Genomic DNA, 13,259 nt, shown 5'->3' on the forward strand with positions numbered 1-13,259 from the left:
ATTAAACACCTTGAAAATGGTAGAAAAAGCTATGAAGAACCGAATTCTCTATCCTATTTTAATCGCGCTATTATCAACTCAGGCCTTTGGTTTGGACCTTACACAAGAGCAGGCCCAGACAGAGCCTCAAATGCGTATTGGGGCCCTTCCTTTTCCTTTCTTTATCTACTCAAGAGCTGATGATGATCTTGGTCAACACAGCTATCTCGAAAGTAAGAAGGAAGAAGACCGAGGATTGGTTTACACATGTCGTGGTGGATTTATTGATATCGCTCACTTAAGAACAGGAAGTGACTATACTGCTTTCTACGTGAGTAAAATAAAAGAGGCCATTAAAAATGGTTCAAAGGAAATGGCGCTAAAAGCACAAGGGCCAAGCTCTATTATCGCAAAATTGCCACACTTAAATCTGAATGAAGATGAAATTATAGAAACGGCCCAGTATATGGCCCATAATATTCTTACTTGGCATGAGTTTACGACTTGGTATGGATGGTCTGCATTAAAGATTAAAAATGCTGAGAAAATGTCAGGTTTCTCATATGAGGATATCTATTCTCACTTAATTGGTATTGAAGCCGCAGGCAGGGCCTTAAAGAATAAGAAGCTAAGCTATGACCAGGCCATGACTGTTGAGCTAGACAAGATGTTAAATCAGGAAAATGGAGAACTTGAGCGAGTATCGAGGAAGCTTACTAAGAAAATAACAAAAAGTGTAAAAGGAGAGTTCTATAAAAGACGATCGATCTTTACATACTTTCTTTATAAGCAAACAAATATAGGTAAGAAATCAGATACCTTATCACCTCTTCTTGTAACTAACGATAGTGTATCAGGCTGTCAGTCGACACAAGAGCGCAAAGCACATTTCTTTGGTGAAAACAAAGGTCTCGTATCTATTGAAATCAAACCTAAAATTAAGCAGTCCAAAAAGATCCTAAAAGATGCCGGATCAACCGATGGCAAAATCGTAATTGAGCGCGATTACGAGACACTAATTGAAGCGGTAGAAAGAGATATCTTAAATTACTACGACAGAAATGCTCTTTTACAGTATTAACGTCTAGTAAATTCTAAATCAATTGCTCGGTCGCTACTAAAAACAAATTTCTGCTTTGGCTTAACTAGACTTAGATCACATGCTGGCGTGACAACGAAGTTCTTTATGATATGGGCCAAGATAATTTTGACCTCAATATTTGCCATCTCACGCCCAAGGCATGTCCTAGTACCTGTAGAGTAAGGAATATAAGACTTCTTTTGTTCATTTGTTAGATTATTGAATCGTTGTGGATTAAATTCATTATGGTCACTTCCCCATACTTTCTTATTATTTAGGATCTTACCTAATAACGTAAATACAATCGTACCTTTTTTAACATCGATAACTTTCTCATCTTGGTTAATTTGAGCATCTTCACAGGCCTCTCTAAAAAGAATTGGAAATGCTGGCCTTAACCTTAAAGTTTCATCCACATATGATTGAAGTAATTCATTATCAATAAAGGATTTCGTATCTTTTAAATCATAATTCTTAAGATCTTCATACAAATCCTGTTGAAGCTTTGGGTTTTGCGCTAGAAAGTACAGTGCCCAAGTTAGTGATACAGCTGTTGACTCAAATGAAGCGCCGACAAGGCCATATATCTGACCAATGATAGATTCTGTATCAACCCATTGATCTTTGAGATAGGTAATCAAGGTATAATTCTCTGTTCCTTTTTCAACTTTTTGTCTAACAAAGTCTTTTCCCTCTTTGATGAATTTGGAAAAACGTAAATTACTAATTGTTGGAAGATACTTCCACAATGGGCCATAATTCATTCTCTTAGTTAATTCAGCAATGAGAAATTTTTGAAAATAATAAAAGCTGTCACATTCTGCTTTTGGATTAGTTATTTCTTCTTTTGATATTTTAAAATCATGCTCGATAAAGAATTCACTTGTAATTGATAAGGCCAATTTTCCCATGAGAACTTCTACATCTCTTACACAGGCCTTCTCACCAAATAGAGGAAGTTGTTTTTCAAGTCTATTATTTGCTATTGAATATAGTCCCTCAAGAATCTTCGGTGTGAAGAATTGGATTAACTCTGCTCTTAACTTCTGCCAGCTTTCGCCATCAGCATCTAATATGGATGGCCTACCTTTATTAATATGCTTTATTTCATTAAGAGTGCTACCCTTTAAGAATGTATTTCTCTTTTTTACAATAACTTCTTTAAAGCTCTCAAGCTCAGAAACAACTAAGACATCTTTATGGAATAATTTAAAGCGAAATGAGTCCCCAAGATCATATGTTCGATCTGTTAGTTGCTCAAAGAGACACTCTTTGAAGTTTAACTCTCCAACACTTCCAATAATAGGATAAGCCTTTAAGCTTGGGATTCTTGTCACTACTTATCTCTCCCCTTTACACGAATAACTTTCTTTCCGGTGTCTGCGACATCTCGGCCAGCTTTCTCTTTCGTTTTTGGGAGTTCATACTTAGTACTATCCATTGCTTGATCAGCAATTGAAAAAGCAGCACTTGCACTTATATGCATAAGTCCCACAAGAGCAAAAATCGATAACGTCTTCTTCATAAGATAGTCTCCAAATACGTCTAAGCAGCAATCATTTGTCTAATAAATGAACACTGTCTAGGGCAATATCACTAGTGAATTGCGCTAATTAAGTTGTAATGGAGTATTAATTTGCAAGTGAGGTGCCAATGGGTCGAGTTCTGACCAAACGCCGTCCCACATATTCTCACGAGTTAGAAGAGTCGGGCCAAGAATGGCCTGATTGAGATCGTTTGAAGATATTTTTTCTCTCTTATCTTTAATTAATAGATATAGGTCAGGATGAGTTCTATTAAGCCTTTTAAGAATTACTGTAAAATCAGAACGAATTTCATGTCCATTCTTTAAAATTCCTTTTAATAGTACAGTAATATACGAATCTATTCTACAGCTACTTTTTATAAGTGATTTAAGCACACTTCTATGCTGATCTAGTTTTTCAACAATTGAGCCTAAGTTTACACTTGTGTTACTTTCCAGCGAAATTTTGAAATTATTTTTTAAAGTATATGGACGAAAATGCTCATTCTTATCAAAACGATTATAATAGGATTGATGACAATTTTCTTTAGAGAATCTCGTAAAAGGCCCATCCTTTGTTACTGTGACTATTTGTCCTCTGGCCTCAATAATCTCTTTAATATGATAGCGATTAACAAAGGTTTCGTAGTATTCGAAATTAATAGAGAGATCCCTGTCATCTGTATTAGAATATGAGTTTGATGCTAGAAAGCACAGTAAATATAGAATAAGAGCTCTTATGATCATATCAATGAGATATATTTACCACTTAGTAATTTGATTGTGGATTTCCAACAGCAGGATCAAGATCGGCCCATCGTTTTTGCCAATTTTTTCCATAAAATACGGTTGGTATAAGATCTATTACAAGCGTTTCTGAGGCCTTTAGTTCAACTTGATATGAGCTTGCTGCCATTACTACTTTATTGTCCTTGAAGTAGACTGTGAAGTCAGAATGCGCTTCTGATCCATCCTCAAGCTCTGAAACGACAAGGCCAGAAAGATACACATCAGTACTACAACCTAGTTTTAGATCAGATTGAAGTTCGTCTTTAAACTTATTAAATAGTGGAATTAATTTAGCGAATTTTATTGTTGTTTCTTGTGTCTCGAAAGTTAGATTTTGACTTATGAAATATGGATTCTTTTGTGGAGCGTATGGGAAGTTTGACTCATAATCCTTATAACAATAACGAAGGACTCCACCTTTACTTGTGGCCATTACTTGAAAACGCGCTTCTTTAATCTTTGCAATTTTATAATCATTTGAATAAGTTGAAAGTTGCTTAAAATTAACTGAATAATCAGCCGCTTGCGTTCCAAAAGCTAGAAAGATAGCAAATGCTGCTACTAGTGTTTTCATCGGGGAAACTCCTGTTTTGTAGTTAATAGGATTTACCATGGTGAAACAAGCAGACAAGGTGTTAATAGAATTTATGTAATTATTGCATATTTTTATTGAGCAGATCTTTGACCATATCAGTAATAATACGTACTTGCTGGCCAGTGCGAACAGAGTAATCCATACCTGAGTATCCCCACCAGTCCCAGCACGAGTTAGGATTTTGAAAGTCTGATAATGACTTTTTGGCCTGAGGGAAAAGAACGACAAGTCCAAGCTCTTCAGAGGCTTCTATAAAACCAGACTTATCAATATAGTCAGTTCCAATATCATCTAGCGACTGCTTACAACCGTGAAAGGCAATATGAAGTTCGCATTGATGATCTTTACAATACTTTGGGATATACATATATGCATCTTCCATAAGAAGTGGCCTATATAGTCCAATGTCAAAAGAAGAGAAGTATTTTCGCTGACTAACTTTAGTAAGTGTACCGCCTAAGACATTGTTTTCTTTTCGTCTATCTGGATAAAGAGTACGTAGTGATTCTAGCGCACCATTATAATTACAATTTCCGATAAAAGGCGTCTGCGATTTAGTACATTCTCCACCTTGGTCTAAAGTTGGAAGCGTGTGAGCAACCTGAAGATCCTTTACGTATTTAAGCTCTTTAACACCTAGTAATTCATAGAGACTATTTAACTCATTTGTCACTTCTTGATGAACCACTTTATCTAGAACTCCAGAGAATAAGAAAACCTTGTCATCCTTAAGATTAAAGGTAGGATCAATGAGCCCACTAAACTGGAGAGTATTTATATATTGGTATGAAAATAAAGAAGTGCCACTAACAAGTTTACCTTCCATACAGGTTTTCATTGCTGTAATTGCATTTCCTCTAGCACAATAAAAAGGGCCAGCTGCAAAGATAGCTGCGCCATTTACAAGTCCACTATTGATTATATGAAATTGATGGGCAAAATAGCCACCTGAAGAGATACCAGAAACGGTAACATTCTTACCTAAATTTAGGTTATTAGAGGCAAGTCCATATTGGAGAAGTGTAAGTATTATTAGTGAGATATATTTCATTAAATGAATTTATAGAATAAATTTAAAGAAATGCAAAAGGAATTAGAAAAATTATAGGAAAACAGCAGTCTCCTCACAAAACCACTGTCTTCCTTTATGCGCGCTGATTACTCAACAACGATAAAATTAAATTCACATACGTGCTTTTTCTTCTTTAAGAATCCACCTTCTTTATAGAAGTCTACATCACCAAATACGTATCCTAGAGTTGTATTAATGATTCTATTTCTCATTTTCATGCATTCTGTATAAGACTTGTCATAATCAGTTGTAAGCTTCTGCTTAAGAGTCTTTTTTGCTAATACTTGGTCATAGCTATCTAGAGTTGCTCTTACTCGACAGTCCCAGCTCTTTTTACTTTGAGCAATAATAAATTCAAAAGCAAGGCCATCAACCTTTATGTCTTTAAGTTCATCATATTCCACTTCTGCCATTAGGCACGATTCCTTAGCTTTATCCTCTGTATCAAATGAATCGATAATAACGCTTGATTGTTGCATCTTCCCAAATGCCGTTAGTGAAAATAGTGCACATGTAATTAAAACTAAGTTCTTCATAAATTCTCCCTTTATCCTCAATTGTTAAAAAAGTTGTAATTTTATTGAACAATCTTATATCGAGGGAAAATGAAGAGGTCAGTTTAAGAAAGGTTAAAAATAGAGTTGTACTAAATTAAGAAAATCAGATCATTGCATTAACTCATTTCGATGTCATGCGCTCTCTTGTGAAAGAAAATGTAAAAAGGATCAAACCTAGGCAAAAGATTAAAAAGAACGTTGTTTTTGTGGACCTTAGCTGATCTCTAAAAAGTGACACCTTAGCTTCACGGGCCTTAGAGTCCAGGTTATTTAATCTAATATAATAGTCTAGAATCTCTACGAGATCACCTTTTTCTAAAGTATATTCCTTCCCATTTAATTTCAATTTCGCTTTGTTACCACTTAGCTCTTGGAGATTAATGCTAAAAGGTAGTTTATAGCTTTTATATTGAAAGCTCATATCGTGAAAATCGCCGGCCACATCAATGATCTCTTGATCTTGACCTGGTTTAATAAAACGTACATGCTTTGGACTTTGCTTTTCAATATATTTAATAACATCAGTCCTATCAAGGCCAAGGTCTCGTTTATAGTGATAATCCTCTTCTAGCTGCTTGTCAGTATAGTACTTAACAAGGGAGACGATCTTATCATCGATAATTAAGCGATCCATTACTTCATTTAATCGACATGAATCGGCAAGAGAGATGAATCCACTTTTAGTGATAAGATAATTGCCCTCTTTGCATAAATCATTCTTTAGATCATTTAATGATCGCCTCCTTAGCATAACGATACATGAAGGATTAATATTACTTAGGTTCAATAAACAATTTAACTTCTCTTGATTATAAAGAAAGATCTCTCGATTATTTGAAACAAAGAAGTTCTCATAATCATAATTATTTGTAGATAGTAGATGTTTCTTAGTTTCTCTAGACTTCTTATCTAGGACTTCAATAATGGCACTTACCTCTCCCTGGGCATCACGTAGATTATAGGTCCTTTGACTAAATGGAAGATAAGTCAGTAGATATGTCGGCCCAAAATCAAGATTTAAGCCTTGTGGGCGAAGGGAGTAATTAATATCGACAAAAACTTTCTCTTTTGTATTTCTATTTAGAATGGAGATTTCAAATTTTTCAAGCTTCGCTTCGTTAGTAGATTCACCAGTTTTAAGTTTTAAGCTTGCTTGAATATTCTTATATGGACCTTCAATATTTGAGATAGAACTGACTGTGAACAATCCAATTAGTCCAATATGTACAAGTAAACTAGGCCAAGAAAATTCTTTTCTTATAAGTTTTCTAATTAAATTTAATAATAAGGATAAACTGACTGCAGTAAGTAAGAACAAATAAAAAGGTCCACTTAGCACAAGAGACTGCGATACTTTAGGGCCATAGAGATATTCAACAGCTTGACCTATTAATAAATAGGAAATAACAACGATAAATAGCGATAAAGGCTTGAAAATACTACGAATAGAACTTGAAACCTTTTTGATGGCCTGACTCATATCAATAGAATATATCGGCATCAAGTCTGCGTCTAGAAAATTAAATTTTTCTTAATAAAAAGCCGATAAATTTCATATGGTTATGAGATTTTTACTAATTAAGATATTTATACTTTTTCAATTTCAACTATATGCAAATGGCAGTTGGGTGAAAGACCTCTCTTTTGACAATATTGATATTTGGAAAAATGGATCAAAACGAATAAGCGTTGAAGTCAAAAATAATAAAAATAAGCTAGAAAACTACAACAAAGAAAAAGTTCAAGAATATCTTGCACGTAGAAATAAGATTTTAAAATATGCAGATTTCTCAAACTTTCAAACATCATCCCTTAAGTTTCAAAAGGATAAAGATGAAATTAGAATTGATAATAATGGAAGCTATCTTAATTCAAGAAGTGTAAAAACATTCTTTAAAGAGATTCACATCTTATCAAAGAATAAGTCCATCATCACGATGATTACATCTCAAAAAAAACTAACCAAAGAAGATATTAACGATTTCAAGAAAAAGCTAAATTATATTGAGGAGACAAATAAATGAGAATCAAACTCACTATTGTATCCTCTTTAATTATAGCTCTATTGGCGCAATCAACACTCGCCTTTGTTCCTACAAGTAACTATGAGCTAGACCTAAATGTAATTGAAACTCGCTGTCTTGAATTTGGTGACCTTGATATACTTGACCAAACTAACGAAAGAGCACTTTGTGAGATCGTTACAAGCTCCCCTGCATGTGAAAATATAGAGGCAGAAAGAAAAAGGCAATGTGACCCTAGTTTAATTGTAGACACAAATGCAGGGGTTGAATTTATCTCATGCTTAAAAGGTCTATGGGGATCTGCTGTTGAATTCATGAAGTTTATCGGCTCTGTTATTGAATACGCTATTGACTCTGAAACTAGACAAGAAAAAAATGAAGAACTTGTTAATACAATGGAAAGTGCAAAGCATTTTCTTGCTATGGAATGGTCTCGCTCTTTAAGTGAAACAGATGGCTGGGGACCAATTCATTATATGAATGCCGCTAAACACTTTTCCGGCACAATGGGAAAAGTCATTTATAATATGCTAGAAGAAATGTATTTTTCTATGCAAGAAAATTACGCATGTTTAAACCCTGCTGCAAGAACACAGGCCCTTTGCCAATTTGCAGGCTCTGTTTTAATACCGCCAGCTATCGTTATGGCCAAGGTTGCAAAATTTCTTATTAATCGAGGTAGAACGATTTCTTCAATATCAAAAAGATCGGATAATTCTCATAATGAAGAGCTAGATAGTACACTATTATCAAAAAATGAATTAGACGATAATAAATCAGAATTTAATAATTATGATGAAGAAACGGCCAATACGACAATGCCTTTTAAGCATGAGGCAAACCTACTCTCTCGTCTTGAACTAACATATGCTCGACGTGTTGAGCAGAATCCAAAAGATATTAATCGACTCTCAAATAATGCTGTTTCCGTAATTGAAGGTGTGACAAGAAAGCTTGGTATACCAACTCGAAAAGATACGATCACTATTGATGGAAAAAACTCAGACAGACTAGTGGTTACAAAAGATGACCTCTTAAAATCAAGTACTCCTGCTGCTAAGCAATTATTAAAGCTACTTGAAGAATCCAAGCTAAGTAACTTAATCATCGCACCTGAAGCAATGATGAGAATGAAGAAAGTTCTTTATCGAAGTGAAAAAGGCCCTGAAAATATGTTCTTATCTGCAAAAGGCCTACAAAGTGCACTTCTAAAAATTGGTAATGAGAAAAGACAGTCACTACCTACGACTCCATATTTGCAAAGAGCGATGAAAAGTCCTGGAGATAAAGAGATTGAAGATCTTGCTTCTAAATTAAATGAAGAAGGTTTTGCTGTAAGAGTAATTACTTTAAAGAGAAAAGTTAAAGATGAGAAAACAAATGAAGAGCGCGAAATAAGAACAAAGGCCCTTCAATTTAATCAATATGCAGCAGATCGCAATCATCCAGGTGTTTTAAAGCTTCAACGTTTTAGAAATGATGACTTTAGACAAAAAATCCTATTCTACCCTGATACATATGTTGGAGCCGCTGGACAATCAAATAGAGGAACAAGGGCCGTATCATTCAATTTTTCAAACCTAGATGAACTTTTACAAGGTCACCATCAAAACACTGTTCCGCATGAATTTAGACATGCAAAATTTGAGTATAACCGTTCAAAAGGTAGAGAGTCTGTTTATGATCTTCGAGTAAAACACGCAAAAGAAGATGGAAAGCTTCATGATGGTAAGGCATATACTAATTATTTTTCTATGGAAGAAGTTTATAATCATTCACAAGATATCTATCATGTAGCAAGAAGTATAACTCGTAATGCTGACCCCGAATCGGCACTAAAGCAGATATCAGGGAAAACAAATGTGATCTCAAGTATCACAAGAGGATTTCGCGCGCAAAACGATTCTCTAAATATGAATATGGCATTTGATATTGAGAGTGCTCCATTAAAATTTCCAGAAAAAAATAAAGGTTTTACAGTTCAAATTGGTAATGACAGTGCAATTACTGCAATAAAAGATAATAATGGCTATTACTCAGTTGTTGTGAAAGATGCTGATGTCTATCATACGATACCAATGGTATCGCCAGAATCACAACAGGTACTTAATCGATTTATAAATCAGACAATTGCAGCAAAGTCGAAAAATGATTTTAATGGTCTTCGCCAAGAGCTAAAGACTATTTTTGGCCATGTGAAAGAAAAAAATGAAAAACGACGAGATTTATTAAATAAGCTTGAACCTAAGGCAAAGGAATTAAGAGAACTCATTGCCTCAGGTGATATAAATGATCTAAAGATTGCACAAATCAAAGAGCTATCACGCCAAATTGCTCAAATATCTAAAGGTCGCGCGCCTTAAGGACGGCCTTATAGAAAGCATCGGGATTAACAATCCCACCACTTTCACATGGAAGCCTTCCACTCTTTGGTATGTAGGCCGTTTTTAATAACAACTCTTTAAGCTCTAGTGGTGAAAGGCTTGGATTTAATTGATGGGCCTTTAAAAGAATATTTGTCACAAAAGGTGCGGCCATAGAAGTTCCATTTAACGGTATTGTACCGCCACCGGATTGCGCAGATACAACACCTTGGCCAGGAGCAAATATTTGAACTTTTGTTTTACCATACTTTGAAAAGCTTGCTGGTTTATAGCTGTCCATTTTATCTTTTTCTAATTTAGAAGTATTTAACGCTCCAACCTTAATCATATTTTCATAATCATAACTTGCTGGATAATTATCATTACCTTTTAAATCTAAATCAAGACTTCCTCGTCCATTTCCGGCTGCAACAACGAATAACGTCTCAGGGTTATCGACAAAGATTTTCTCTAGGAAATGAAATGAATCACGAAGTGCAGACATTGGTGCACCAGGAAAGCCTATAGCAAAACTCATATTTACAAATTTAACATTCTTATCTGTTATATACTCACCGGCCATTTGCAAATGATCGCTAATTGCCACATCACCAGCAAATCCCACTAGTCCGTAATTATCGAGGTCTTTTAATGCAAGGGCCGCAACATGTGTACCGTGAGATACAGGATATGGAGTATGGACGAGAGAATGTGTTTCTCTAATATTATTATCATCACGTAAAAGACTTAGGCCTGCATCGTCTTGTCTTTGCCATCCCCATGAGTCGTCAACTCTTCCGTTGCCATCATTATCAACACCATCCCCAACAATATCATATGGTGAATTATATAATTTATGAGTTAATGAAGGGTGCATAATATCAAAGCCTGTATCAATAATAACGACTGGTTCACGAGTCTTATCATTAAATACGTTTAATCTTCTTTCATATTCATTCTTTGATAAATTGAACTTCTTTAATTGCTTTGCAACACTAAACTCTCCATCTTCTCTGTAACTTCCAACAAGATTGCCATTAGGTGTATATGCCTTAAACTCACTTACCAGATTAGCAAGGGGCGCTTTCATATTATAAGTAACTTCATAATACTTTGTTACTTCACCCTGCTTGTTTAAAACATCGATACGATACGGCTTATATTCGAGTTCATGATAGTGTCTTATTCCCTGTTGGCGATATGAGGATTGAGTAATGACCCAGTCCTTAACTAAAGTAGGATCTTGTGGATCACCAGTGTACTCAGCTTTTTCTTTTATTTTATTTGTGATTTTATCATCTTCAATTACATAAACTGATTTTACAAAATTTCCATTTTCTAAATAATTATGAGTCGAATGATATGTATATATTCCATCTGTACTCCATGAATCACTTGATGTCTCTCTACCCAATTCATCATAGGTTTTCTGACCTGTACGGGCGCCAGTTTTCATATATATTTCATAAGAAGAAATAAGAGATCCATTATTGCATTGATAAATCGTTTTCCAGCTACCATCAATAACTTCTTTTGGACTTGGGCACTCAACAGCTAATGTATTGATATTAAATAAGACAATAAGGGGAAATAAGCATTTTTTCATATATGCTTTATATCATTATCAGAGATTCATGCTATTTGATTGTAGAGATTACTGTGAAAGATAAATTTTTAGACAGCTTTCTCAGCCAACTTGAAAGTCTTTGAAATTTGCAACAGCTGGCTGTTCAATCAATGTTACTTTCTCAACCTCTGCAGTCTCAGGGCCTTCTTTTAGGAAAGCTTCTAAATTATTAATATCCTCTAGATCACCACAGGCCAAAACTTCAACACTGCCATCTTTAAGGTTTTTAACATAACCAGTAATATTAGGCGTATGGTGGTTAACATATTCAAGAGTACTTTTTCGAAAGAATACCCCTTGAACCTTACCTTCAATTCTATATCTTCTATTTATCATGAACAAAGTATATCATATCCACTTCGACGAATAATTTAAATATGTTAAAGTTTATCTATGTGTTTTTCTATCCAAGCGGCAAGTGACTTAAAAAGAGTTTCATCGACGATGAATGCGGATTTTGATCGCTTATCCTACAACCAATTTAAGGCCATGCAAGAGCTTGAATCAAAGCTTGGGGCAGATGAAATTAAGAAACAATTAAACTTAAAAAGAAAACCAAGTGGAAGCTACTTTAAGGGCCCAGATGAACTTGGTCGCATCTACCCGAATTATTTTACGAGTGTTATAACGGCACAAGAAAAGAAGCGATTAATCTCTCCTATGCGCTACCGTATAAGGCCAAATGGTTCTTCAGAAGAGATCCCAACTAAATTTAATGTCTTTAACGCCAGAGTCGACTCACTTGAAAAGAGAAAGACATGGTCACCTCTATTTATGAGAAATCATGGCATTGTTTGTTTTGATGCATTCTATGAATGGGTATTAAAAGATAATAAGAAAACACTAATAAAGTTTAAACCTACAAATAATGAATTCATGTGGGCGCCATGCTTGTGGGATGAATGGCAGTCTACAGATGGAAGCGTTAAATTTAAGTCCTTTGCTATAATTACAACAGATCCACCAAATGAAGTTGAAATAATGGGACACGATCGTTGTCCTATATTTCTAAATCATGAATATATAGATGATTGGCTAAATCCAAGAGACTTAAACCCAAGTGATGCATATGAGATCTTGGCCGCTCAAGAAAACGAAAAGTTTAGCTATGAATGGCCAAGTTAAAGATTAATTTACAGAGATAACTTCGTATTCTCGGGTAATATCACCCGTTTCAACATCAAAAATATCGCCAGCTTCAAGATCAAGAACTTCGTTTCCAATCGGAGAAAAAACCGAGATAACAAGAAGTCCATTACCGTCAACATTTAACATGGTTCCACCTGCCGTTGGTGTAATGAAATAATGACGAGTTTGATTATTAAATTTTAACTCAACGAGAGAGCCTATCTGAACCTTCTTACCTTGAGGAAGCTCTTCTATTAGCTCCTCAATCATTTTAACGTCAATTTCAAGCTCATCGACACGCTTTTTTAAGGCTCCTGCTAAATAACCGGCCTCAATGGCGCGAGTATCATACTTACCTTCTTGGGCCATATCAGCTTCTTGCGAAGCTCCACGTGAGTTTTCATAAACTTCTTGAGCCTTTTCAAACTCATCCTTTAAATGACCTAGTAAGGCCTGTGCTACTGTTTCTTTTTTCATATCCAACATATTATCTAATATTTATCATATTAAAAAGACTGT

At 35.0% G+C, this 13,259-nt stretch carries 14 protein-coding genes; 4 read left to right on the top strand and 10 right to left on the bottom strand.

The features are described 5' to 3' along the window. Window positions 1–31: 31 nt before the first annotated feature. The gene (locus ACMAZI_RS08595) at window positions 32–1,060 is read left to right on the top strand and encodes a DUF4056 domain-containing protein (RefSeq protein WP_412473358.1); all 1,029 of its coding nucleotides are present in this window, start codon (window positions 32–34) and stop codon (window positions 1,058–1,060) included. Here ACMAZI_RS08595 and ACMAZI_RS08600 read toward each other — a convergent pair. The 7 genes from ACMAZI_RS08600 to ACMAZI_RS08630 form a co-directional block, all read right to left on the bottom strand. Continuing rightward, a complete protein-coding gene (locus tag ACMAZI_RS08600; protein WP_412473357.1) occupies window positions 1,057–2,397 on the bottom strand; it encodes a cytochrome P450 in 1,341 nt (446 codons plus the stop codon). The genes ACMAZI_RS08595 and ACMAZI_RS08600 overlap by 4 nt on opposite strands. Continuing rightward, a complete protein-coding gene (locus ACMAZI_RS08605) occupies window positions 2,397–2,585 on the bottom strand; it encodes a hypothetical protein (RefSeq protein ID WP_115362590.1) in 189 nt (62 codons plus the stop codon). Before ACMAZI_RS08605 ends, ACMAZI_RS08600 begins: the two co-directional genes overlap by 1 nt. Window positions 2,586–2,669: 84 nt before the next feature. After that, window positions 2,670–3,332, bottom strand: coding sequence for a hypothetical protein (locus tag ACMAZI_RS08610; protein ID WP_412473356.1), 663 nt, complete (start codon window positions 3,330–3,332; stop codon window positions 2,670–2,672). Between the two features lie 22 nt (window positions 3,333–3,354). Continuing rightward, entirely contained in the window at window positions 3,355–3,948 is a 594-nt protein-coding gene (locus ACMAZI_RS08615; protein ID WP_412473355.1) for a hypothetical protein, read from the bottom strand. A 79-nt stretch (window positions 3,949–4,027) separates the two neighbouring features. Continuing rightward, entirely contained in the window at window positions 4,028–5,020 is a 993-nt protein-coding gene (locus ACMAZI_RS08620; protein WP_412473354.1) for a hypothetical protein, read from the bottom strand. Between the two features lie 107 nt (window positions 5,021–5,127). Continuing rightward, a complete protein-coding gene (locus ACMAZI_RS08625; RefSeq protein ID WP_115362581.1) occupies window positions 5,128–5,577 on the bottom strand; it encodes a hypothetical protein in 450 nt (149 codons plus the stop codon). A gap of 142 nt (window positions 5,578–5,719) precedes the next feature. Continuing rightward, a complete protein-coding gene (locus ACMAZI_RS08630; RefSeq protein WP_412473353.1) occupies window positions 5,720–7,078 on the bottom strand; it encodes a hypothetical protein in 1,359 nt (452 codons plus the stop codon). Between the two features lie 76 nt (window positions 7,079–7,154). Between ACMAZI_RS08630 and ACMAZI_RS08635 the strand changes: the two genes are divergently transcribed. Next, on the top strand, window positions 7,155–7,622 hold the full coding sequence (locus ACMAZI_RS08635; RefSeq protein WP_412474439.1) for a hypothetical protein: 468 nt from the start codon (window positions 7,155–7,157) through the stop codon (window positions 7,620–7,622). After that, entirely contained in the window at window positions 7,619–9,985 is a 2,367-nt protein-coding gene (locus ACMAZI_RS08640; RefSeq protein WP_412473352.1) for a hypothetical protein, read from the top strand. Before ACMAZI_RS08635 ends, ACMAZI_RS08640 begins: the two co-directional genes overlap by 4 nt. Here ACMAZI_RS08640 and ACMAZI_RS08645 read toward each other — a convergent pair. Then, complete coding sequence (locus ACMAZI_RS08645; RefSeq protein ID WP_412473351.1) at window positions 9,966–11,591, bottom strand: S8 family serine peptidase; 1,626 nt, start codon at window positions 11,589–11,591, stop codon at window positions 9,966–9,968. The two genes, ACMAZI_RS08640 and ACMAZI_RS08645, sit on opposite strands and share 20 nt — an antisense overlap. Before the next feature lie 81 nt (window positions 11,592–11,672). Then, a complete protein-coding gene (locus ACMAZI_RS08650; protein ID WP_115362572.1) occupies window positions 11,673–11,948 on the bottom strand; it encodes an acylphosphatase in 276 nt (91 codons plus the stop codon). A 57-nt stretch (window positions 11,949–12,005) separates the two neighbouring features. Here ACMAZI_RS08650 and ACMAZI_RS08655 point away from each other — a divergent pair, with 57 nt between their 5' ends. After that, on the top strand, window positions 12,006–12,737 hold the full coding sequence (locus ACMAZI_RS08655) for an SOS response-associated peptidase family protein (protein WP_115362570.1): 732 nt from the start codon (window positions 12,006–12,008) through the stop codon (window positions 12,735–12,737). Between the two features lie 3 nt (window positions 12,738–12,740). Here ACMAZI_RS08655 and ACMAZI_RS08660 read toward each other — a convergent pair whose 3' ends face one another. Further along, entirely contained in the window at window positions 12,741–13,217 is a 477-nt protein-coding gene (locus ACMAZI_RS08660) for a GreA/GreB family elongation factor (protein ID WP_158536887.1), read from the bottom strand. Between the last annotated feature and the right edge of the window lie 42 nt (window positions 13,218–13,259).

Source organism: Halobacteriovorax sp. YZS-3-1 (assembly GCF_047084945.1).
Taxonomy (GTDB): Bacteria; Bdellovibrionota; Bacteriovoracia; order Bacteriovoracales; family Bacteriovoracaceae; genus Halobacteriovorax_A; species Halobacteriovorax_A vibrionivorans.